At 68.8% G+C, this 22,058-nt stretch carries 17 protein-coding genes; 12 read left to right on the top strand and 5 right to left on the bottom strand.

What is annotated here, in order from left to right:
* Positions 1–10: 10 nt before the first annotated feature.
* Entirely contained in the window at positions 11–1,600 is a 1,590-nt protein-coding gene (gene garD / locus ACIGJC_RS24495) for a galactarate dehydratase (RefSeq protein WP_483711988.1), read from the top strand.
* Between the two features lie 321 nt (positions 1,601–1,921).
* On the opposite strand, the gene ACIGJC_RS24490 is transcribed toward garD, so the two are convergent.
* Complete coding sequence (locus ACIGJC_RS24490; protein ID WP_483711987.1) at positions 1,922–3,250, bottom strand: TAXI family TRAP transporter solute-binding subunit; 1,329 nt, start codon at positions 3,248–3,250, stop codon at positions 1,922–1,924.
* Between the two features lie 371 nt (positions 3,251–3,621).
* Positions 3,622–4,653 carry a LysR family transcriptional regulator gene (locus ACIGJC_RS24485; protein WP_483711986.1) on the bottom strand — a complete coding sequence of 344 codons (1,032 nt, stop codon included), beginning with the start codon at positions 4,651–4,653 and terminating at the stop codon, positions 3,622–3,624.
* Between the two features lie 154 nt (positions 4,654–4,807).
* Between ACIGJC_RS24485 and ACIGJC_RS24480 the strand changes: the two genes are divergently transcribed.
* From ACIGJC_RS24480 to ACIGJC_RS24460, 5 genes are all read left to right on the top strand, one after another.
* Positions 4,808–5,614: an IclR family transcriptional regulator gene (locus tag ACIGJC_RS24480; RefSeq protein ID WP_483711985.1), complete on the top strand. Its 807-nt coding sequence runs from the start codon at positions 4,808–4,810 to the stop codon at positions 5,612–5,614.
* 37 nt (positions 5,615–5,651) lie between these two features.
* Positions 5,652–7,823: an acetate--CoA ligase family protein gene (locus ACIGJC_RS24475; protein ID WP_483711984.1), complete on the top strand. Its 2,172-nt coding sequence runs from the start codon at positions 5,652–5,654 to the stop codon at positions 7,821–7,823.
* A gap of 101 nt (positions 7,824–7,924) precedes the next feature.
* A complete protein-coding gene (locus ACIGJC_RS24470; protein ID WP_483711983.1) occupies positions 7,925–8,926 on the top strand; it encodes a Bug family tripartite tricarboxylate transporter substrate binding protein in 1,002 nt (333 codons plus the stop codon).
* Positions 8,927–8,981: 55 nt separating this feature from the next.
* Complete coding sequence (locus ACIGJC_RS24465; protein ID WP_483711982.1) at positions 8,982–10,292, top strand: DUF1254 domain-containing protein; 1,311 nt, start codon at positions 8,982–8,984, stop codon at positions 10,290–10,292.
* A gap of 16 nt (positions 10,293–10,308) precedes the next feature.
* Entirely contained in the window at positions 10,309–11,319 is a 1,011-nt protein-coding gene (locus tag ACIGJC_RS24460; protein WP_483711981.1) for a tripartite tricarboxylate transporter substrate binding protein, read from the top strand.
* Positions 11,320–11,357: 38 nt separating this feature from the next.
* Here ACIGJC_RS24460 and ACIGJC_RS24455 read toward each other — a convergent pair whose 3' ends face one another.
* Positions 11,358–12,611, bottom strand: coding sequence for an alkyl sulfatase dimerization domain-containing protein (locus ACIGJC_RS24455; RefSeq protein WP_483711980.1), 1,254 nt, complete (start codon positions 12,609–12,611; stop codon positions 11,358–11,360).
* A 391-nt stretch (positions 12,612–13,002) separates the two neighbouring features.
* Between ACIGJC_RS24455 and ACIGJC_RS24450 the strand changes: the two genes are divergently transcribed.
* The 6 genes from ACIGJC_RS24450 to ACIGJC_RS24425 all read left to right on the top strand — a co-directional run bounded on the left by ACIGJC_RS24450 (position 13,003) and on the right by ACIGJC_RS24425 (position 19,576).
* Positions 13,003–14,226 carry a CaiB/BaiF CoA transferase family protein gene (locus ACIGJC_RS24450; protein WP_483711979.1) on the top strand — a complete coding sequence of 408 codons (1,224 nt, stop codon included), beginning with the start codon at positions 13,003–13,005 and terminating at the stop codon, positions 14,224–14,226.
* Positions 14,223–14,933, top strand: a complete 711-nt coding sequence (locus ACIGJC_RS24445) for an enoyl-CoA hydratase/isomerase family protein (RefSeq protein WP_483711978.1) — start codon at positions 14,223–14,225, stop codon at positions 14,931–14,933. Before ACIGJC_RS24450 ends, ACIGJC_RS24445 begins: the two co-directional genes overlap by 4 nt.
* 13 nt (positions 14,934–14,946) lie before the next feature.
* Complete coding sequence (locus ACIGJC_RS24440) at positions 14,947–16,170, top strand: acyl-CoA dehydrogenase family protein (RefSeq protein ID WP_483711977.1); 1,224 nt, start codon at positions 14,947–14,949, stop codon at positions 16,168–16,170.
* Between the two features lie 37 nt (positions 16,171–16,207).
* Entirely contained in the window at positions 16,208–17,386 is a 1,179-nt protein-coding gene (locus ACIGJC_RS24435; RefSeq protein ID WP_483711976.1) for an acyl-CoA dehydrogenase family protein, read from the top strand.
* 90 nt (positions 17,387–17,476) lie between these two features.
* Entirely contained in the window at positions 17,477–18,472 is a 996-nt protein-coding gene (locus ACIGJC_RS24430; RefSeq protein WP_483711975.1) for a Bug family tripartite tricarboxylate transporter substrate binding protein, read from the top strand.
* 81 nt (positions 18,473–18,553) lie between these two features.
* The gene (locus tag ACIGJC_RS24425) at positions 18,554–19,576 is read left to right on the top strand and encodes a porin (RefSeq protein WP_483714382.1); all 1,023 of its coding nucleotides are present in this window, start codon (positions 18,554–18,556) and stop codon (positions 19,574–19,576) included.
* A 6-nt stretch (positions 19,577–19,582) separates the two neighbouring features.
* On the opposite strand, the gene ACIGJC_RS24420 is transcribed toward ACIGJC_RS24425, so the two are convergent.
* Positions 19,583–21,160: an aldehyde dehydrogenase (NADP(+)) gene (locus ACIGJC_RS24420; RefSeq protein ID WP_483711974.1), complete on the bottom strand. Its 1,578-nt coding sequence runs from the start codon at positions 21,158–21,160 to the stop codon at positions 19,583–19,585.
* Positions 21,161–21,307: 147 nt separating this feature from the next.
* Positions 21,308–22,045 carry a FadR/GntR family transcriptional regulator gene (locus ACIGJC_RS24415; RefSeq protein WP_483711973.1) on the bottom strand — a complete coding sequence of 246 codons (738 nt, stop codon included), beginning with the start codon at positions 22,043–22,045 and terminating at the stop codon, positions 21,308–21,310.
* Between the last annotated feature and the right edge of the window lie 13 nt (positions 22,046–22,058).

Raw genomic sequence — 22,058 nt, 5'->3', positions numbered from 1 at the left:
GAAACACAGCATGTCCGAACATGATTCGCGCGCCCCGGCCGCCCAGCCGGTCCAGGCGCCGCTCTATATACGCATCCATCCGGCAGACAATGTGGCCATCGTCGCCAACGACGGCGGCCTGCCGGCCGGCGCCGAGTTCCCGTGCGGGCTGGTCCTGCAAGAGGCCGTGCCCCAAGGGCACAAGGTCGCGCTGTCGGACCTGAAGCAGGGCGATGCGGTAATGCGCTACAACGTGGTGATCGGCTACGCACTGAAGGACCTGCCGCGCGGCAGCTGGGTCAACGAGCGCGTCATCGAAATGCCTGTGGCGCCCGGCCTCACGGACCTGCCGGTCGGCACGCGCCTCCCGGCGCCGCTGCCGCCGCTGGAAGGCTATACCTTCGAGGGCTTCCGCAACCCCGATGGTTCGGTCGGCACGCGCAATATCCTGGCCATCACCACGACCGTGCAGTGTGTGTCGGGCGTGGTCGAGCATGCTGTGCGGCGTATCCGCGAAGAGCTGCTGCCGCGCTATCCCAATGTCGATGACGTGATCGGGCTGGAGCACACCTACGGCTGCGGCGTGGCCATCGACGCGCCCGATGCCGTCATCCCGATCCGCACGCTGCGCAATATCGCGCTCAATCCGAATTTCGGCGGCACCGCGATGATGGTCAGCCTCGGCTGCGAGAAGCTCCAGCCGGACCGCCTGATGCCGGCGGGCACCATCCCGATCCAGACCGGCGCGGGCGAAGTGCAGGTCGGCGTGGTGTGCCTGCAGGACGAGCAGCACGTCGGCTTTGCCTCGATGATCGCGTCGATCATGACGATGGCCGAGACGCACCTGGAGCGCCTGAATGCGCGCCGGCGCGAAACGTGTCCGGTGTCCGAGCTGGTGGTCGGCGTGCAGTGCGGCGGCAGCGATGCGTTCTCCGGCGTGACGGCCAATCCGGCGGTGGGGTTTGCCACGGACCTGCTGGTGCGTGCCGGCGCCAGCGTGATGTTCTCCGAGGTCACCGAAGTGCGCGACGGCATCGACCAGCTCACCGCTCGCGCCGCCACGCCGGAAGTGGCCGAGGCGATGATCCGCGAGATGGCCTGGTATGACAGCTACCTCGAACGCGGCCGCGTGGACCGCAGCGCCAACACCACGCCGGGCAACAAGAAGGGTGGCCTGTCGAACATCGTGGAAAAGGCGATGGGCTCGATCATCAAGTCGGGCAGCGCACCGATCACCGGCGTGCTGTCGCCCGGCGAGAAGCTGAAGCAGAAGGGGCTGATCTACGCGGCCACCCCCGCGAGCGATTTCATCTGCGGCACGCTGCAGCTGGCCGCCGGCATGAACCTGCACGTGTTCACGACCGGCCGCGGCACGCCTTATGGCCTGGCCGAAGTGCCTGTCATCAAAGTCGCCACGCGCAGCGACCTGGCGCGGCGCTGGCACGACCTGATGGACGTGAATGCGGGCCGCATCGCCACCGGCGAAGCCACCATCGAGGATGTGGGCTGGGAGCTGTTCCGCCTGATGATCGACGTGGCCAGCGGCCGCAAAAAGACGTGGGCGGAGCACCACAAGTTGTATAACTCGCTGGCGTTGTTTAATCCGGCGCCGGTGACCTGACCCGGGGCGCCGGCCGGGCGATACGCCGCCCCCTCGGACGTCCTCCCACATGGCTTCACGGGCAGCGTCAGCATCACCGAGGAGACCGGCCCGGGCGCGCCATACGATAAGTAGTCGGCCTTGGTGGGATGGTCGTTCGCCAGCGGCGACACAATCCGGTTCAATGTAACGCCGATCCTTGGCTTCGTTACCGGTGGCGCCCACGGTCCAATTGCCGGGTTCGAGGGAAGCGTCACCATCGGCAAGTTCCGACTACTACGTCGAGGGCGAATACCTGACTGGGACGGGCGAGACGTCGGCGTATACCTTCAAGGATGCCTTTCACGATCGGTTCGTGGCTCGGTCCTCGACGGGTTTCCTTGCCCTCGCGACGGCGTGGGAAATCCGGTCCCTAACGACGCCGATCGCCTGCTTGAGTGCATAGACATCCTGGAAGTAGCGCTGCGGCAGCTGTATCTGGCTGGCGTGCGCATCGATGTTCTCGATCTCTTCGCGCCATTGCGCGACCTGTTCCGCGGTCGGCTTTTCGTTTCTCCAGATTTCATCTTCCAGCGCCTTGATCTCGTGGTACCAGACTACGAGCCGGTTCTTGTACCGCGCCTCGATCATGCGCGGCAATGCTTGCAGCAAGCCGAGCAGCAAAGCCATGAAGGGCAGCAGGATCAGCAGGCGCCGTTCGATGAAGCTGGCAAGCCAGAAAGGCAGGTAGCGCTGCAGGAAGGGGCGTCCGGACTTGAAGTAGCGCGTGCTTTCGTCCGAAATCGGAAACTCGCTCGTATTCAGGTTGGGAAACGTACCCAGCCGCGTGAAGTAGTCCTCGCCGCCATGCACGGACCGAGCGGCCTCCAGCAGCAGGTAGACCAGGGCGGGGTGCAGCGTGTCCTTCGAGACCAGCAGGGCCGTGGCGGCCAGCAGCGTGACGTCCGCCTGCGGAAGATCCTTGGCGATGCTGGTCGATGCGCGCGGGAACGTGAGCTTGGAGAGAGCGGGGAATCTCTGCACCAGGGCGTCGGCCTGGGCGAAGTTCATCAGCTTCAGGTCGCTATTCAGCAGCTTCTGCTGCATCTCGGCATCCGGCCTGCCGATGAAGAAGGCGGCGTCGAGTTCGCCATTGCGCAGGCTTTGATAGGCCTGGCCGGCGTCCATTTCCAGCAGCGTGCTGTTGCTCGTGTTCACATCACTATGGTTAAGCAATACGCGCGAGACATTCAGCAGGCCGCTGCCGGGCACGCCGATCGAGATCCGCTTGCCACTGAGCTGTGCGAGCCGGTCGATCGTGGCCTTGCCACGATAGAACACCCAGATCGGCTCGTAGGATACGGCGGCGATGGTCTGCAAGTGGTCGGTTTCCTGCGGGGTAGTGGTGCCCGACTGGATAAAGCCGACGTCGTATTCGCTGTTGGGATCGGTCAGCCTGGAAAAATTTTCGACCGACCCGGCCGAACTGCGGATATCCAGCGTGATGCCATCACGTTTGAGCAGTGGGGCATAGCGATCCGCGAATCCGCGGTAGATGCCCTTGTCCGCACCGGTCGTGATCACGACGGTGCGCTGGATGGCGGGTTCAACGACGACCGCCACGCCCCAGCTCAGTGCGGCGACCAGCACGATGGCGGCGGTGACGACAAGGCGCCGGCGCATCGGTGTCATGGGCGCCTTCTGGCTGCGTCGGAGCGCTGGGTTGGGCCTGGGCATTGCTTGGCTCTCTTGTCAGGTTTGCTTCTGTGTCGCAAGGCGTGGGGCGCCATACGATATCAGATTGTCCTGTCTGAGGCCGGCGGCGGCGTGAGGGGAGGCCTCGCGTCCTGCTCCGTCTCGATATTCAGCGCCGAGATCGTCTGCTCGCGGCGCGCCAGCGCGCGTAGCGATCGTTTGCTTACGCGCAATTGCCATTTCATGGGTGACGACGACCATCGTTATGCCCGAGCGTCTGCATCACGACCATGCCGGCCTCGAGGCGGATCTCGCGGACCTTCGCGGCACGGTCCAGCAGCTGTTTGCGCATGCCGATGCCGGCGCGCCTATGTCATGAGCGGATCGATTGCGCGCGCCTGGCGCGCGGTAGCGCAGGCCTGCGTCGCTGCACTGTCCTGCAACGGCGACGGCAATGGCGGCTGCGCGCCGGGGCGCCGCAGCGGGCTGTCCGGCATGTTGATCAGGTAGTGCGCCTCGCGCCGCAGTTGCGCGGCGAAGCTCGCCACCACCGGCGGCATCGGGGAATCGGCACGGTAGGCCAGGCAGACGGTGTGGCTCGGTAGCGGGTCTTCGATCGGCAGGACAGCCAGCCCATTCGTGCCGGCCAGCCGGCCCTGCATGAGCTGGCGCGCCACCATGCACAGCAGCCTGCGGTCCTGCAGCAGGGCCTGGATGATGCCGAAGGTGTCGCAGCGCACGGCCACGTGCGGCAACGGCAGGTCCTGCGCGCGGAAGGCGTCCATGATGGCCGCCCCGGGGCCGTGCATGCGGCAGGTGGTCAGTATCCACTCGGAACCGACCAGTTCACGCAACGTGCGCGCATGGCGCAACGGGTGGTCCCGGTGCGCGACCACGACGGAGTCGTTGTTGTAGAGCGGCTCGCAGATGAAGTCATGCTCGATGCCTTCGTCGGGAATGGGGCTCACCGCCACGTCGATCAGGCCCGCGCGCAGATCCTGCAAATGCACCGCATAGCGGCCGCTGTCGATGTTCACCTGGACTTCCGGATGCTGGCGGCGGAAACGGTTCAATGCGGCGGGCAGCAGCAGGTGCGCAGGACCGCCGGTGACGCCGATGCGCACCGTGCCGGTCCGCGCTCCGAGCATCTGCGTCATCTCTTCCGTGGCCCGACGCGCCTCGGCGGCTATCAGCCGCGCTCGGCGCAGGAAGGCCTCGCCATAGTGCGACAGCACGACCCCGCGCGTCGTCCGGGTGAGCAACGGCACGTGCAGTTCCTCTTCCAGCTGGCGAATGCTCTTGGTCAGCGCCGGCGCCGACACGTCGCGCGACCGCGCGGCGGCGCGGATGCTGCCGCCTTCCGCCACCGCGATGAAATCCTGGATCTGGCTGAGTCGCATGCGGGCAATCCGGTTTCGAATCGGTGTCGGCTGTACCTTATGGCGTACCCGTAAATGGGGCAAGGTCATGGCCTATATTTCCAATATGTGGAAATAGATTCCACTTTTTGACACTGGGCGGCGCGCTGTCCAGACTGGTTAAAGAGGAAACGCCATGAACCTGCCCGTCGAACAATTCATTGCCGAGCGCCGCCGCGAGGATCCGTCCTTCGGGGGCTTGCTGGCCAAGGGTTTTGCCTTGCTGCGCTGCTTCATCGACGAGCCGCGCCCGCTTGGCAATGGCGAACTCGCGCAGCGCCTGCAACTGCCGCGCGCCACGGTGTCGCGCATTTGCCGCACGCTGTTCGAGCTTGGCTATCTTGATTGGGATCCCAAGCTCGACAAGTACTTCGTCAGCGCGCAGGTGCTGGCGCTCGGCTACCCCTACCTGACCGGGCTACCCGTGCGCCACGTGGCCCGACCGCTGATGCAGGAACTGGCCGACCGCATCGAGGGCGCCGTGTCGATGGGCGTGGCGCACCGGCTCGACGTGACCTACCTGCAGTCCTGCACCCACAACGAAGGCACGCCGGCCCGCCCCGGCACCGGCGCCGTGCGCTCGGTGCTCAGTACGGCAATGGGCCGCGCCTACCTGTGCACCTTGTCAAAGGCGGAGTTCGAAACGCTGATGATGGCCGCGAGCGAGGAGCGGCCCGACGAATACGCGGCCTTCTACGACACGCTGTGCCACAACGTCGCCCACTACCCGAAGCGCGGTTTCGCGATCAATGAAGGGGATGCGGGGATCGGCGTGCACGGCGTGGGCGTCTACTCGCGCATCCGCTACCTGAACCGTCCGCTGCTGTTCAACTGTGCCGTACCCGGCTCGCAGGTGAAGCGCGGGATGATGGAAAAGAAAGTGGCGCCCCTGCTGAGGGAGATGGTCCGATCCATCGAGGCCGCCAGCGGCCTGCACCCATAGCAGCCGCCCCCTGGCCACAAGACCTGGAGACTTCCGTATGGTTGACCTGAATTCCCTGCTGTACCCGCGTTCGATCGCGGTGGTCGGTGCGTCCACCCAGCCGGACAAGGTGGGTGGCATGCCGATCCGGCTGCTGCGCGAACTCGGCTATGCGGGACGCATCTTTCCGGTCAACCCGTCCGCGGCCGAAGTGCAGGGCCTGCGGGCGTATGGCTCGCTGTCCGATATCGGCGAGGCGGTGGACCTGGCCATCGTCGCGGTGCCGGCGGTTGCCAGCGAGGATGTCATGGCGCAGCTTGCCGGCAACGGCGCGCGCGCCGCGGTGGTCTTCACCTCGGGCTTCGCCGAGGCAGGCGAAGCCGGCGTGCAGAGGCAGGCCCGGCTCGCAAGCCGCGCGCGCGAGGCCGGCGTCACGCTGCTCGGTCCCAACTGCCTGGGCGCAATGAACCTGCGCGAGCGCATGTTCGCCACGTTTTCGCCGATCGCGCTGAGCGGCACGCCGCCGGTCGGCGAAGTCGGCCTGGTGAGCCAGAGCGGCGCGTTCGGCGCCTATGCGTATGCGCTCGCGCGCGAAGCGGGCCTGGGCCTGAGCCACTGGGTCACGACCGGCAACGAGGCCGGGCTGCAGGTGGCCGATGTGATCGCCTGGCTGGCCGATGATCCGAATACGCGCGTGATCCTGGCCTACATCGAAGGCTGCCGCGACGGCACGCGCCTGCGCCAGGCACTTGCCGCCGCGCGTGCGGCCGGCAAGCCCGTCGTGATCACCAAGGTCGGCACCACCGCGGCCGGCGCGCGCTCCGCGCAATCGCACACGGCCAGCCTGACCGGCGAAGACGCGGTGTACCAGGCGGTGTTCGACGCCTACGGCGTGCACCGCGCGCATACGCTGGAAGAGTTCTTCCGGCTTGGCTATGTGCTGTCGCGCGGCCGGCGGCCGTCATCGTGGCAGCGCCCGGACGGGTGCGAGGCCGCTGCCGCCACGCCGCTGGCGATCGTCACCGTGTCGGGCGGCGTGGGCATCATGATGGCCGACCGCGCCGAACAGCTGGGCCTGCCGCTGCCCCCGATGCCGGACGCGGCGGCAGCGGCCCTGTGTACCGCCATCCCGTTCGCGAGCACGGCCAACCCGATCGACGTAACGGGGCAGGTGGTGGCGCAACCGCGTGTCTTCATGGACGCCATGGCCAGCGTGGCACGCAGCGGGGCCTATGGTTGCGTGACCGCATTCCTGGCCGGTGGCGCCAATGCCCCGCGGCTGTGGCCGGAGCTGCAGCAGACCATCGGCGCGCTCGCCGAAGACCCTGAGGCGGCGCCACTGCTGATGGCGGGCATCGTCGACGACGACAAGCGCGCGTGGCTGGAAGCCCGCGGCTGCCTGGTCTTCCGCGAGCCAGGCCATGCGGTGGAGGCGGTGGCCACGCTGGCGCGTGCAGCGGCCATGGAACGGGAACGCGGCGCGGCCGATCAGCCTCCGCAACCCGCATCGCACGCCGGTCTGCTGCGCGATGTCCCGCCCACGGCTACGGCGCTGTCCGAGTACGAGGCCATGCAGCTGCTTGCTGGTGCCGGGGTACCGGTGGCCCCGCATGACCTGGCGCGCGATGCTGAAGAAGCCGTGCGCATTGCCGCACGCCTGGGCTACCCCGTGGTGGTGAAGCTGTGTTCGCGCGACATCCTGCACAAGAGCGATGTGGGCGGCGTGGCACTGAATCTCGCCGATGCGCAGGCCGTGCGCGACGCCTTCGGCCGCATGGTGCAGGCCGTCGCCGGCGTGCGCACGAACAGCGGCGCGCCGGTCCCGTTCGAAGGCGTGCTGGTGGCGCGCATGGTGCGCGGCTGGGGCGAGGTGATGGTGGGTGTGCGGCGCGATCCGGTGTTCGGGCTGGTCGCGCTGGCGGGCATCGGCGGCACGGCCGTCGAGATCTTTCGCCAGACCGCCTGCGGCCTGGCCCCGCTGTCGCCTGCGCAAGCGCGCGACATGCTGCGCCAGAGCAAGGCCGCTGCGCTATGCGAAGGACACCGGGGCCATCCGCAAATCGTCCTGGATACCGCTGCACAGGTACTGGCCAGTGTGTCGCGGCTTGCTGCGCAACTGGGCGACCGGCTCGATACGATCGAGATCAATCCGTTCATTGTCACGGCGCAGGGCCTCGTAGCCGCCGACGCTGTCGTGACGCTTCGCCAGTCCGGTCCCCCCGCTCCATAGACACACAGGGAGCGCATTGCAACACGATACGGTGGCAAGGATGCCCGCACAGACGGGCGCCTGCTCCGCGGCAGTACCTCAAGACATCAAAGGAGACAAGCATGCATTTGCAGACGCACTTGCCGGCACGGCGCATGGTGCTGCGCGGACTGGGCGCGCTCGCCGTGACCGCAATCTGCGGGGGAGCACCCGGCGCGCATGCGGGCCCCTATCCCGACAAGCCGATCCGGCTGGTCGTGCCGTTTCCCCCGGGAGGCGGGACCGACGTGGTGGGCCGGCTGCTGGCGGCGGGACTGTCGAAGGAACTCGGGCAGACCGTGGTGGTGGAGAACGTGGCGGGTGCCACCGGCACCATCGGCTCGGCGCAGGTCGCGCGTTCCGCGCCGGATGGCTACACGCTGGTACTCGGTATCTCCGCCACGCATGCGATTGCGCCGGCCATCTTCCCGAAGCTGCCGTATGACCCGTTGCGCGATTTCGTGCCGGTCAGCCGGTTGTTCTACGGCGGCAATGTGCTGATCGCCGGCCCCGGCTTCACCGGCCGCGATCTGCCCGCGCTGATCGCGGCGGCGAAGCGCCCGGGCGCGGACCTGACCTATGGCTCGTGGGGCACGGGCTCGGGCGGCCACCTGGCTGGCGAGAGCCTCAACGTACTGAGCGGCATCCACCTGCGCCACATCCCGTACAAGGGCGTCAACCCGATGCTGACCGATGTGATCGGCGGCACGCTGCCCGTGGCCATGTCCGACCTTGCCGGCACGCTGCCGCTGATCCGCGGCGGGAAGGTGAGGGCGCTGGCCGTCACCGGCTCCGAGCGCTCGCCCGCGTTGCCGGAGGTGCCGACCTTTACCGAAGCCGGCGTCGCGTTCGGCGTCGATAGCTGGTTCGCCTTGTTCGCCCCGGCACGCACGCCGTCCGGCATCGTCGACAAGCTGGAGCGCGCTACGGTAGCCGCCATGGCCAATCCCGCCATCAGGGCGCAGGCCGATGCACTGGGCATGCGCTACGCACCGCAGCCACGCAGCGCCTTTGCCGCGCAGATGCGCAGCGATGTGACGGCCTGGGCGGCGCTGGTCAAGTCGAGCGGTGCCGCGCAGGAATGAAACGCTGCCCGCGCCAGCACGCACCCGTCCCCGATTCACATTAACCGAGTCCCGCATGAACCATCCCGCGCCACAGTTCTTCTCCACCCCCGTCTATGGCTCCAGCCAGGAGGCGCTGGTCGCCGCGGCGGCCTTGCCGGTCGTGATCTACGGCTATCCGCTGATCGAGACCTTGCGCACCTGCCGCGTGCAGACCGCCGTCAGCGCAGCAACCGGCTACGGCCGCGCGCCGGTCAACACGCTGTCCGCCAGCGCGCGCCAGTGGACGCATGAAGACCGCGACGTCGTCACGCCTGCCAATGACCTGCTTTATTTCTGCGGCTGGATCAACCTGGCCGACGGCCCGGTCACGCTGCGCGTGCCGCCGCTGCCGGAACGCGACCGGTACTACGTGGTGGAACTGCTGGACGCCTGGACCAACAATTTCGAGAACCTGGGCCCGCGCAATGTGCCGGCCGAAGGCGCCACCGTCACGCTGGTCGGGCCCGGCCAGACGGCAACAGGCAGCCATGTCGTGGCCTGTCCGACTTCGCTGGTCTGGCTGCTGGGCCGCGTGCTGGTGCAGGGCCCCGGCGACCTCGCTGCCGCCCATGCCTTCGAGTGCGGCTTTGCGCTCGACGCGCCGGGCAAGGCGTTGCCCCAATGCGTGCGCGCCTGGAGCGAGACCGGCAATGAGGCGCTCGATTTCTTCCAGAACCTGTTCAACGCGCTGCGCGAGATCCCGCCTGCCGAACGGGAGCAGGGCGTGCTGACGCTGCTGCGCAAGGCAGGCCTGAGAGCAGAGGACGAGGTGGACCTCGCCGCGCTACGCGCTGAGGTCCGTGCGGGCCTGGAAAACGCGTACCGCCAGGCCATGCAGCTGATCGAGGCGCATACGCGCAGCCAGGGGCGCAAGAGCTGGGGCTACAGCCTGAAGCTCGGCGTCTATGGCGATGACTGGCTGCAGCGCGCCTGCACCGCCATGAAAGGCCTCGGCGCGCTGCGGGCCGACGAGGCGATCTACGCGATGGCCGACTTCGACGCGGTCGGTGAGCGATTGCACGGGGAACACACATACGCGTTGCGCTTTGCGCCCGGCATGCTGCCGCCCGCGCAGGCCTTCTGGTCGGTCTCGCTGTACGGCGAGGACCGCTTCTTCAGCGCCAACGAGATCGGCCGCTACGCGGTGGGCGATCGCACACCCGGCCTGCGCATGGAGCCCGACGGCAGCCTGGTCATTCCCATCTCGCACAAGCGCCCGGGGCATGCCGACAACTGGCTGCCGGCGCCTGCGGGTCCGTTCTACCTGATCCTGCGTCTCTATCACCCGGCACCGGCCTTCATCGAAGGCCAGTACCGCATCCCGGCCGTACGCCGCATTTCCTGATGAGCGGAGGGGGAAGATGAACACTGACACGAAATCGCGGATATCGCGCCGGGCCATGCTGGCACGCGCACGGGACCTGTTGCTTCTGGGCGCTGCGCCGGCACTGGCGCCGTGGGCTGCGCTGGCGCAGGGATACCCGGCGCGCACGGTGCGGCTGATCTCCCCATACGGCCCCGGCGGGTCCAACGATACCTCGGCCCGGCTGCTGGCCGAAGCGTTGAGCCGCAAGTACGGCCAGCAGTTCGTGGTCGAGAACAAGCCGGGCGCCGGCACCCGCGTGGCCAACGAGACGCTGGCGCGCGCCGCGCCAGACGGCTACACGCTGCTGTGGGCGGCGGCGCCGTTCGCCATCAACACGGCGGCCGGCCTGCCGCAGCAATACGACATCCACAAGGATTTCACCGCGGTGGGCCCGCGTGTGATCGGCCCCATCTTCCTGATCGTCAAGGCGGATTCGCCGCTGCGCTCGGTCGCGGACTTCGTGCGGATGGCGCGCGCAAAACCCGGCGGCGCTACCTTTGCGTCGCCCGGCGCGGGCTCGGGGCCGCACCTGACGGCCGAGCTGTTCGCGGCCCAGGCGAAATTCAAGGCGCTGAGCGTTCACTACCGCGGCGACACGACCGCCTACACCGAACTGCTGGCCGGCCGCGTGGATGCCACGCTGACCGCAATCACATCTGCGCTCCCGTTTATCAAGGCGGGCCAGTTGCGGGTGCTGGCGGTGGCATCGGAACAGCGCACGCCGGTCTATCCGGATGCGCCCACCTTTGCCGAACAGGGCTTTGCGGGTGTGGTCGGTTCTGGCTGGTTCGGCCTGATGGCGCCGGCGCGCACGCCCGCCGCCATCGTTCAGCAGCTCAACCGCGATGCCAGCGCCGTGCTGGCCGACAGCGACGTGCGCAACAAGCTGGCCGCGCTCGGCTTGCAAGCCGAGCCGGGCGACAGTGCCACGTTTGCGCGCTTCATCGATGCGGAGGTGAGCAAGTGGAGCGCCGTCATCAAGAGCAGCGGCGTGGTGCTGGAATAGGATAGCCGCGCCCCTGGGCGCGGGCTGCGCGGCGTGGCTCAGTGAAGGCCAAAGGTATCGGTCGCGCCGGTCTCCAGCATGTCCGCGGCGGTGCCGTACAGGCTGCGCGAGACATAGCTCCTGACCTGGCCGGCACGCTGGCGCAGCCATGCGGCCTTGAGCCGGCGCGCTTCGGCCAGCGTGGGCGCATCGCCCGGGGCCAGCGCCAGCACGTCGATCACGTGCAGTGCGAGCTGGGTGGCGCCCCGTGCCGCGAGTGACTGCGCATGGCGGATCAGCGCGCCGTGGTCGGCCACGGCCGCGGCAATCTCCGCTGCGCATTCCTGCGGCGCAGCCGGGTGCAGCGTGGTCGCATTGCGGTCCCACCAGCCGTTCTCCGAGCGATAGATGTCGCGTGCGATATAGCTCGGGTCGCCATACGTGGGCCGCATCCACGGCGTGTCGAACAGTTCCGGCGGCGGCTTGAGCGCGGCGAGCATCTGGCGCTCGTTGCAGCCGTCGTTCATCAGCCGGACTACCTCGGCGCGCAGCCAGCGCAGCGCGCGCGCCGTGTGGGTCAGCACGCGCTCGCATTCGTCCACACCGCGCAGCGTCGGTCCGAATTCGCGCACGACGGTGCGCGGCTGCAGCGCGGCCATGCGTTCCAGCGTCTCGGCCCAGCGCACGGTGTCGCGCAGCGTGCGGAACGGCGTGCCGATGTTGGGAATGGAATCGATGACAGCCGGGCCGCCGTACAGCAGCCGGCGTCCCGGCAGCCATACCGCGACGGCATCGTCGGTCTCGGACGGTGCCCACAGGATCTCCGCGCGGGCATCGCCGTGGCCCAGGGTCAGGCCGTCCGCAAAGGTCTCGGTTGGCGCGGTGTGGCCCAGTTTGCCCGCCAGGGCGCCGGCGGACCGGCGGAACTGGATCTCCGCCATGCGCTCCTGCATGCGGCTGGTTTCCCGGTAGCGCGCCTGGCGTGCCAGCACGTTCACGTGGGCCAGCAAGCGCGGTGCTGTTTCGCCGCGCGCCGCGGCGTGGTCCAGCCACTGCCGCACGCCGGCGTTGTAGCCCATATGGCCGTGGCTGTAGCAGATCGCCAGCAGCGGCAGGCTGGTCTGCGTGCGCAGCGCGTCAATCATGCCGGCGGTGACGCGGCCGCCCGGGCCGCTGTCGACCACCAGCAGGCCACCACCGACATCCGCAACAAAGCTCTGCCCCTGGCCGTGCAGCAGCCAGACACCATCGTCGACGGCTTCGATGCCGGTGCCGGTCACCAGTGCGACGGCCTTTTCCTCGAGATCCTGCATGCGTGACTCCTTAGCGAAAACTGGGTTTGCGGCACCCCTCGTGCCTTGCTGTGGCGGTTTCCTCCAGCGGTAATTTCAGTCGAGGCGACGGCGCATGGCGATTGGGGAAACTCCGCTCCGCACCTGGCCGCCGCTCGCCACCCCAGCGCTGGCGGGGGATGGCAGCCGTTCACCGCGTCGCGGTGTGAACCGCTGGTTGGCAGCCGGCGTTGCACGGCAGTTCCCAGCCGGCGCCCGCTGCGCTATGCCAGCAGCAAGGGCCGGAGCGCCGTGGGGTGCTAACTGCAGGTTTGCGCCAGCGCGAACCTGACAGCTGCCCGGATCCGTGTGCATGCCGCATGATCCTTTCGCATCATCGCAACGCCGGCCGCGCCGGCATGGAGTGGATCGGATGGCAAGCCGTCAAGACCTGCCGCTGGCAGGAATTCGGGTAGCGGAGTTCGGGCAGTTCATCGCGGCGCCAGGCGCCGCCATGATGCTGGCCGACCTCGGGGCGGACGTGGTCAAGGTGGAAGCGCTGCGCGGCGACAGTGCGCGGCGCTTCGACGGCACCAGCGCGCAGAGCCCGATGTTCATGGCGTACAACCGCGGCAAGCGCGGCATCGCGCTGGACCTGCGCAGCCGCGGCGGCGTGGAAACGGCGCGGCGGCTCGCGCTGGCCAGCGACGTGGTGCTGCACAACACGCGCCACGGCGTGATGGAAGCGCTGGGGCTGGATGCCGCCACGCTGCGCGCCGCCAGGCCGGAACTGATCCATGCGTCCATCAGCGGCTTCGGCACGCGCGGGCCGTCGCGCTCGCGGCCCGGGCTCGACATTGCCGCGCAAGCCGAAAGCGGCATGATGTCCGTGACCGGCGAAGCGGGCGGACAGCCGTTGAAAGCCGGCTTTGCGCTGATCGACGCAGCCACGGCGCTGGCCGCCGGCAACGCCATTCTCGCCGCGCTGTTCCGCCGCCTGCGCACCGGCATGGGCGAAACCATCGAGACATCGCTGCTGCAGGTTGGCGTGCAACTGCAGGCGCAGCTCTGGGCGGAGTACCAGTGTTCCGGCGCGCTGCCAGTACGTAGCGGCAACAGCCAGCCCAAGGCTGCGCCTGCGGCCGATGTCATCGCGGTAGCCGACGGCCATGTGGTGCTGTCCGCGTATCTGGACGAGCACTGGGCACGGCTGTGCGAAGCGATCGGCAGTCCCGCGCTCGTGCACGATCCGCGCTTCGCCAGCAATGCGTTGCGCGTGCAGAACCGCGCGGCGCTGCTGGCGGTGCTGCACGATGCGCTGCGCCACCTGAGCGGCGACGCCGCGCGCGCCTTGCTCGAACGCCACCAGGTGGTCGTCGGCGTGGTGCGCGATTACCACCAGGTCGGCGCCAGCGCCGACGTGCGTGCCAGCGGCATCCTGCGCAGGGTTGGCAACGGCGAGGGTGGCTGGCTCGAACTGCCGGGGTTGCCGTTCACGATGGCGAGCCTGCCGGAGGACGACATTCGCGTTGTGCCGAAGCTGGGCCAGCACACCGCCGAAGTGCTGACCGAGCTTGGCTACGATGCCGTCGAGGTCGACGCGCTGGTGCGCGCCGGCGCCATCGGCATCGGCAGCGCGCAAGGAGAGCTCGCATGAGCGCAACCGAAACCCCGGCGCCGGTGCTGCTGGAGCGCCATGCCGGCTGGACCGAGATCGTGCTGAATCGGCCCGCGCGCCGCAATGCCGTGGATGGCGCGCTGGCGTGCGCATTGGCTGCGGCGATCGACAGTGTCAATGCCGACGCGTCCACCCGTGCGGTCGTGCTGCGCGGTGCCGATGGCGCATTCTGCTCGGGCCTCGACCTGCCGGCGCTGCAGGCCGAGCCGGACGGGATGGCGAAGTTCGCGCAGGTCTGGGAGCGCGTCCACCTGTCGCTGCTGCAAAGCCGCAAGGCATGGATCGTGGCGCTTGAGCGCCATGCGATCAACGGCGGCGCGGCGCTGGCACTGGCCGCCGACCTGATGGTCTGCGGCGCCGGCGCCTTCCTGCAGATCGGCGAGATCCGCCTTGGCATGGCCGCGCCGCGCAATGCGGCATGGCTCGCGCTGCGGCACGCCGAAGCGGTGGCGGCGCGGTTGTGCCTGCTGGGCGACAGGGTGCCCGCTGCGGAGTTGTTGCGGCTCGGCATCGCAACGGAAGTCACCGCCGACGCGCAGGTACTGGACCGCGCGTGCGGCATGGCAGCGACCATTGCCGCATTCCCGGCGGACGGCGTGGCTGCGATCAAGCGCGGCATGCGCGCCGCCAGCACGCGCATGGCGCTGCCGCAGTGGCTCGGCGCGTGCCGCGATACCCATGACTGAAGCGAGATCCCGCATGAGCGATTCCACCATCCATGACAGCGAAGCCGCGCTGCACGAGTTCCGTCGTGAAGTGCGCGCCTTTGTCGTCCAGGCATTGCCGCACGCCGTGCGCGAGAAGGTGCGCCTGGGCCTGGAAGTCGGCAAGGACGAGATGATCGACTGGCAGCGCCGGCTGGCAGAACGCGGCTGGCTTGCACCGCACTGGCCGCGCGACTGGCACGGACTGGGCTGGAGCGCCGAGCGGCGCGCCGTGTTCCAGGAGGAACTGGTGCTCGCCCACGCGCCCGAGACCGGCGGTATCTCCATCGAGATGATCGGGCCGATACTGATCCGCTATGGCACGCCAGCGCAGCAGCAGTATTTCCTGCCGCGCATCCTCAGCCTGGAGCACTGGTGGTGCCAGGGGTATTCGGAGCCCAACGCCGGCTCCGACCTCGCCTCGCTGAAGACGCATGCGGTGCGCAAGACGCGCGCGGACGGCACCGAGGTCTATGTCGTCAACGGCAGCAAGATCTGGACGTCCTATGCGCAGTACGCGGACTGGATCTTCTGCCTGGTGCGTACCGACAGCGCGGCGCGCGCACAGCAGGGCATCAGCTTCCTGCTGATCGACATGCGCAGCCCCGGCATCAGCGTGCGCCCGCTGGTCGGCATCCACGGCTGGCACCTCTTCAACCAGGTGTTCTTCGACGATGTCGAAGTGCCGGCCGACAACCGCGTCGGCGACGAGAACGCGGGCTGGTCGATTGCCAAGTCGCTGCTCGAACATGAGCGCCTGAACCTCGCCCGCGTGGCCGAGAACCGGCGCCGCCTGGCCAAGGTACGTGCCATCGCCGCGGAGCTCGAAGAGGGTGGGCAGCCATTGACGGAGCGGCCGTGGTTTGCGCGCCGGTTCCGCGAACTGGACGTGCGGCTCGAAGCGCTGGCCGCGACCGTGCTGCGCTTGCGCCGGCGCGCTCGCGCGGGTGAACGGCTCGGGCCCGAGACCGGCATGCTCAAGCTGCTCGGCAGCCGCCTGATCCAGGACATCGAGAACCTGGCGGTCGACGCGCTGGGCCCGGACACGCTGCCCTACGACCGTGCCGCGCATTTCGAACCGGCGGCGCCACGCCCAGGGCAATCCGCGTATGCGGCAGCCGCTTCGGCCAGGCGTTTCGTGACGCGCGGCTACACCATTGCCGGCGGCTCCAGCGAGATCCAGCACGAATTGCTGGCCAGGCAGGTGCTCGGGCTATAGCCCCCCGGCCACCCTCAGTTTGCGAAAGGAAAGGACCATGAGCGATTCCCACGACCACGATCACGACCCCGACGACCGCCGCATGCTGCAGGAAAGTGTGCAGCGCTACGTCGAACGTGACTACGGCTTTGAACAGCGGCGCGCGGCGCTGGCCGAGCCCGGTGGATTCTCGCGCCGGCACTGGCAGGCGTTTGCCGGCTTCGGCTGGCTCGCGCTGGGCCTGCCCGAAACCTGCGGCGGATTTGGCGATGCCGCGGACCAGGCGGCGCTGGCGGAGGCGCTTGGCAGCGCGCAACCCGCCGAGCCGTGGCTGGCCAATGCCGCGTTGTGCGGGCCGCTGCTGGCCGGGTGCTTCGACCCCGCCCATGCCGCCACCGCCGCGGCGATGGCGGACGGACGCACCATGCTGGCGCTGGCCGCGTGGGAGCCGCAGGGACGCTATGACGCGTTCGACGTCGACACATCCGCGCGGCCGCACGGCGCTGGCGACCGCCCGGCGGGCTGGACGCTGGATGGCCGCAAAACGCTGGTCCTTGCCGGCGGCAGCGCGGACATCCTGCTGGTACTGGCGCGCACCAGCGGCCAGCGCCGCGAGCGCGACGGCCTGACGCTGTTCGCCGTGCCGGCCGGCTCGCGTGGCGTCGCCATCGAGCCACTGCCGACCTATGACGGCCGACAGACCGCTCATGTCACGCTCAGTCGCGTGAGCGTTGACGACAGCGCGCGCATCGGCGCCGTGGGCGGCGCGTGGCCGGCGGTGGACGCGGCGATCGATCGCGCCACCACCATGGCCTGCGCCGAAGCCGTGGGCACCATGGCGCGTGCGTTCGCGCTGACACGCGATTACCTGGCCACGCGCGAACAGTTCGGGCGGCCATTGACCGCCAACCAGGTGATCCGCCACCGGCTGGTGGACTTGTACGTCAGTGTCGAGCAGGCGCGCTGCATCACCGAAGCCGCCGCTGCGGCACTGGAGGACAGTCCGCCCGCGCGGATGCGCGCGGTCTCGCTGGCCAAGGCCTTCGTCTCGGTTGCCGGACGCGCACTCGGCGAAGACGCGGTGCAGTTGCACGGCGCGGTTGGCATGACCGACGAGATGGAAATCGGTCATTGCTACAAGCGGCTGGCCGCGCTGGCCAACCTGTTCGGCGATGCCGACTGGCACTACGAACGGCTTTCGGCCCTCGATCACGCGACCCAGGCGCTTGCCGCCTGAGTCGCTTTGCCTGGGCGCTGCGCGCCCTCTGACGACACGCCGGCAATGCACCGGCTTGGGCGGCCAATGCGCCGCAGTGGAGACCCCATCATGTTCAGCCATCACACCGGTACCCGCTGGGCCGGCGCGGCGCTCGCCGTGCCGCTGGCCCTGGCCAGCGCCGCCGCCGCGCACGCCGAGGCCCCGTATCCCAACCGCCCGATCCGCATGGTCCTGCCATCGGGCGCGGGCACCGTGACGGACCAGACCGCGCGGCTGATTGCCGAGCGCCTGAGCACCGCGCTCAGGCAACCCGTGGTGATCGACAACCGCCCCGGCGCCAACGGCATCATCGCCAGCGAGACCGTGGCGCGTGCCGCGCCCGACGGCTACACGTTGCTGTTCACGTACTCGGCAACGCTGACGGTGAATCCGTGGACCACCCTGGCACTGCCGTATGACCCGCTCAAGGACTTCACGCCGATCGCGCGTCCCAGCGCGCCCGGCGGCAACCTGCTGGCGGTCAGCGCCAGCGTGCCGGCGCGCAACCTGCAGGAGTTCCTGGCCTACGTGAAGGCCAGCAAGACCGAACTCGCGTACTGCTCATGGGGCGTGGGCTCGGGCGGCCATCTGGCGATGGAGTACCTGAAGGCCAAAACCGGCGTCCGGCTGCGCCATATCCCGTACAAGACCGCCACCCAATGCAGCAACGACCTGGCCGCCGGCCACGTGACCATCGGCATCACGGATTCGATCTCCTCCATCCCGCTCCTGAAGTCCGGCCGTATCCGTGGCATCGCGGTCTCGGGCCCGGAGCGGCTGTTGCCTACGCCTGACGTACCGACCATGACGGAGCAGGGCGTGCCGTTCCAGCAGGCGAGCTGGGTGGCGCTGTTCGGGCCCAGGGGCCTGCCGGCGCCGATCGTGACGCGGCTCAACGCCGAGGTCAACCGCATCCTGCAGTCGCCGCAAGACCGTGCACGCTTTACCGCGATGAACCTGAAGCCGGCCACGCCGACGAGCGCGGCGGAACTGGCCACGCTGCTCAGCGCCGACCTGGCCGCATGGGGCGAGGTGGTGAAAGTGGCCGGACTGGAGGCGCAGTGAGCGCACCGCAAGACAAACCAGCAACGAGAACGGGAGAGATCGAGCGTGAAGGCCAGACAGTGGGTGGCAATCGGGATGGGGATGGCGGGCGCGGCGCTGGCCGCCGGCACTGCGGCGGCGGGCACGATGCAGCTGTTCGGCGTGGTGGATGCCTCGATCGAATACGCGAAGGGATCGGAAAGCGTGGTGCGCATGCGTGAAGGCCAGCAGGCTGCGTCGCGCTGGGGCATCCGCGGGATCGAAGACCTGGGTGGCGGGCTGAAGGCGAACTTCCTGGTCGAATCGGGCTTCAATATCGACACCGGTACCGAGTTCTTCGGCAACAACCGGCTGTTCGGGCGGCAGGCCTACATGGGCCTGTCGGATGGCTGGGGCGAGTTCCGGCTCGGCCGCCAGTACACGCCGTCGTTCTATGCCCTGCTGCGGCTTGACCCGTTCCTGCTCAATGGCGCGGTGTCGCCGTTCAACCTGCTCAGCGCCACGGCATCGCAGGGCACCGGGCAGGTTGCCTACGGCGCGCGCTTCGACAACGGGGTGCAGTACTTCTCGCCGAACTGGGGCGGCTTTTCCTTCACGGCCGCCGTGGCGCCGGGCGAGGTGCCCGGCGCATCGCGCTCGGGCCTGAACTTCGGCATGAACGCGACTTACGAGGCAGGGAACGCCTATGCGTTCTACAGCTACCAGGGCATGTACACGGGCGCCAACGTGCCGGTCGATCCGTCGCTGACGTCGAACCATTTCGTCGGCGGCTCCTACAGGTTCGCGCCGGTCGAGGTCGGCTTGCTGTTCAACGCGGCCAGCAGCAACCGGCCCGATACGCGTTCGGCACGGCACTATGGCGTGACGCTGAGCTGGACGGTGACGCAGCAGGACACGTTCAAGGCTGCGGCAGTCAAGCGGCAGATCCTTGGCGGCGGACAATGGCCGCTGGCGGTGACGCTGGGCTGGGACCATGACCTGAGCAAGCGCACCACGGCTTACCTGCGTGCGGTGCTTGTGCACAACAGTCCCGGCGGCAGCGTCACCAACAACAGCATCGCGATCGATCCGGGCAGCGGGGACGATGCCCGGTCCGTGAGCGTCGGCTTCCGCCACCGGTTCTGAAGACCGTCAGTCCCGCACGGGCTGGCCGTCCTTCAGGCGCCACAGAGCTAGCGGATTGCCGTCCTGCAGCGCGGCGGGAAGCAGTTCCGCCGGCACGTTCTGGTAGCACACCGGCCGCAGGAAGCGATCGATTGCCGTGGTGCCGACCGAAGTCGTGCGCGTGTCCGACGTGGCCGGGAAGGGGCCGCCGTGGACCATGGCATACGACACTTCCACGCCGGTCGGATAGCCGTTGAACAGTACGCGGCCGACCTTGCGCTCCAGCACCGGCAGCAGTTGCGCGGCCAGCGCGTAGTCGCCGCGGTCGGCCTGGACGGTGGCGGTCAGCTGGCCTTCCAGCTCGCGCGTGACGGCAAGCATTTCGCCGATATCGCGGCAGGCCACCAGTACGGTGGACGGGCCGAACACCTCGGCATGCATGCGCGGATCGGCGACAAAGCGCTGCGCCGTGGTCTCGAACACCGCCGCGCGGGCCTGGTTCGGCCCCGTGCTGGCCTGGCCGCTGGCGGTACGCGCGAGGCCATCGATGGCCGACAGCTTGCCGATGCCTTGTTCGAACGCGCGCTGGATGCCCGGCGTCAGCATGGTGCCGGCCGGCTTGGCCGTCACGGCGGTGCCGGCCGTGGCGCGGAACGTATCGAGCGCCGGGCTTTCCAGCGCCAGCAGCAGGCCGGGGTTGGTGCAGAACTGGCCCACGCCGAGCACCAGCGAATCGGCCAGGTCGCGCGCGATGGCTTCACCACGTGCCGCCAGTGCCGCGGGCAGCAGGAAGACCGGGTTGATGCTGCTCATTTCCGCGTAGACCGGGATCGGCTGGGCGCGGTTGCTGGCAACCTGCATCAGCGCCAGGCCGCCGGCGCGCGAGCCGGTGAAGCCCACGGCCTGGATGGCCGGGTGGGCCACCAGTTCGGTACCCACGGTGTGGCCGGCGCCGGTCAGCAGCGAGAACACGCCTTCCGGCAGGCCGGCATCGGCCACGGCCTGCCGGATCGCGCGGCCGACCAGTTCGGAGGTGCCCGGATGCGCGGGATGCGCCTTGGCTATCACCGGGCAGCCAGCCGCCAGGGCCGATGCGGTGTCGCCGCCGGCCACGGAGAAGGCCAGCGGGAAGTTGCTGGCCCCGAACACGGCCACCGGCCCGATGGCGATCTTCTGCATGCGCAGGTCGGGCCGCGGCGGCGTGCGCTCGGGCAGCGCGCTGTCGAGCGTGGCGTCCTGCCAGCGGCCGGCGCGCAGCACCGTGGCGAACAGGCGCAGCTGGCCTGTGGTGCGGCCGCGCTCGCCTTGCAGGCGCGCGATCGGCAACGCGCTCTCGGCATGGGCGCGTTCGATCAGCGCGTCGCCAAGGGCTTCGATCTGGGTAGCAATCGCTTCGAGAAAGCTCGCGCGTTGCTCGGGCGAGGTGGCGCGAAAGGTATCGAACGCCGCTTCGGCCAGCTCGCAGGCACGCGCCACATCGGCGCTGCGGGAGCCGTGGAAGACCGGTTCCAGGGTCTCGCCGGTCGCCGGGTTGATGGCGTGGAAGGGTTCGTCGGTGCCGCGCACGGCGCTCGCGCCGATCAGCATTTCGCCGGTGATGGTCATGTCTGGATTTCCTGCAAAGGGAAGAGGGGGCGGAGGCCGCGGTCACACAGGCCGATCCGGTCCCGGTGTGACGCCGCGAGGTGTCATCTCGTAAGACATCATATGACATGAGATGGCTGGCCGCAACCCGTGCGGCCAGCCGCCGGCTCAGGCGGCGGCGGAAGCCTTGCGCAGCCGCTCGCGGCTGTTGGTCAGGTGCATGCGCATGGCGGCCTTGGCAGCTTCCGGATCGTGGCGCTCGATGGCGTCGTAGATATTTTCGTGCTCGATATGCACACGCTCCAGGTACTGGGCGCGTTCCTGGCTGTTCACCTGCAGGCGGCTGCGCGGGATCAGCATGGTGCCCAGGTGGCCCATGATGTCCGTGAAATAGCGGTTGCCGGTGGCGCGGGCAATGGACAGGTGGAAGTCGAAATCCGCGCTGACGGCATCGCTGCCCTCGGTGGCGCCGCGCGTCATGGCGTCGAGCGCGCGTCGCATGGCGGCAAGCTGCTCGTCGCTGCGGCGCGTGGCGGCCAGGCCGGCAGCCTCGGCCTCCAGGCTGACGCGGAATTCGAGCATGGCCAGCACGTCCATGGCGGTGCCCATGGTCGCCAGGTCGATGCGAAACGGAGAGGCCGTCTCGGCCGGACGTGCCAGCACGAAGGTGCCGATGCCATGGCGCGTTTCCACGAGCCCGCTGGCCTGCAGGCGCGACAACGCTTCACGTACCACGGTGCGGCTCACGCCGAAGCTCGTCATGACCTCGGATTCGGTCGGCAGCTTGTCGCCGGGCTTGAGCTGCCCCTCGCGGATGCGCTCGGTGAGGCCGCTCACCACTTCCTCGGCCAGCGTACGGCCGCGGCGGCGCTGGGGGGCGGGAGTCGAGATCTGGGCGTCGGACATGGGCGTGGGCAGG

The organism is Cupriavidus sp. C3SS-1 (genome assembly GCF_057073755.1).
The sequence above is the reverse complement of the archived record's forward strand: the minus strand, read 5'-3'. Positions and strand labels throughout refer to the sequence as shown.

What these genes read in the sequence shown, in the direction of transcription:
- ACIGJC_RS24480 (WP_483711985.1), top strand. Translation starts at nt 4,808, where the DNA reads ATGAACCTGCCCGTCGAACAATTCATTGCCGAGCGCCGCCGCGAGGAT.
- ACIGJC_RS24475 (WP_483711984.1), top strand. Translation starts at nt 5,652, where the DNA reads ATGGTTGACCTGAATTCCCTGCTGTACCCGCGTTCGATCGCGGTGGTC.
- ACIGJC_RS24460 (WP_483711981.1), top strand. Translation starts at nt 10,309, where the DNA reads ATGAACACTGACACGAAATCGCGGATATCGCGCCGGGCCATGCTGGCA.
- ACIGJC_RS24435 (WP_483711976.1), top strand. Translation starts at nt 16,208, where the DNA reads ATGAGCGATTCCCACGACCACGATCACGACCCCGACGACCGCCGCATG.
- ACIGJC_RS24490 (WP_483711987.1), bottom strand. Translation starts at nt 3,250, where the DNA reads ATGACACCGATGCGCCGGCGCCTTGTCGTCACCGCCGCCATCGTGCTG.
- ACIGJC_RS24425 (WP_483714382.1), top strand. Translation starts at nt 18,554, where the DNA reads ATGGCGGGCGCGGCGCTGGCCGCCGGCACTGCGGCGGCGGGCACGATG.
- ACIGJC_RS24455 (WP_483711980.1), bottom strand. Translation starts at nt 12,611, where the DNA reads ATGCAGGATCTCGAGGAAAAGGCCGTCGCACTGGTGACCGGCACCGGC.
- ACIGJC_RS24430 (WP_483711975.1), top strand. Translation starts at nt 17,477, where the DNA reads ATGTTCAGCCATCACACCGGTACCCGCTGGGCCGGCGCGGCGCTCGCC.
- ACIGJC_RS24470 (WP_483711983.1), top strand. Translation starts at nt 7,925, where the DNA reads ATGCATTTGCAGACGCACTTGCCGGCACGGCGCATGGTGCTGCGCGGA.
- ACIGJC_RS24465 (WP_483711982.1), top strand. Translation starts at nt 8,982, where the DNA reads ATGAACCATCCCGCGCCACAGTTCTTCTCCACCCCCGTCTATGGCTCC.
- ACIGJC_RS24420 (WP_483711974.1), bottom strand. Translation starts at nt 21,160, where the DNA reads ATGACCATCACCGGCGAAATGCTGATCGGCGCGAGCGCCGTGCGCGGC.
- ACIGJC_RS24415 (WP_483711973.1), bottom strand. Translation starts at nt 22,045, where the DNA reads ATGTCCGACGCCCAGATCTCGACTCCCGCCCCCCAGCGCCGCCGCGGC.
- ACIGJC_RS24440 (WP_483711977.1), top strand. Translation starts at nt 14,947, where the DNA reads ATGAGCGATTCCACCATCCATGACAGCGAAGCCGCGCTGCACGAGTTC.
- ACIGJC_RS24450 (WP_483711979.1), top strand. Translation starts at nt 13,003, where the DNA reads ATGGCAAGCCGTCAAGACCTGCCGCTGGCAGGAATTCGGGTAGCGGAG.
- ACIGJC_RS24485 (WP_483711986.1), bottom strand. Translation starts at nt 4,653, where the DNA reads ATGCGACTCAGCCAGATCCAGGATTTCATCGCGGTGGCGGAAGGCGGC.
- ACIGJC_RS24445 (WP_483711978.1), top strand. Translation starts at nt 14,223, where the DNA reads ATGAGCGCAACCGAAACCCCGGCGCCGGTGCTGCTGGAGCGCCATGCC.
- garD (WP_483711988.1), top strand. Translation starts at nt 11, where the DNA reads ATGTCCGAACATGATTCGCGCGCCCCGGCCGCCCAGCCGGTCCAGGCG.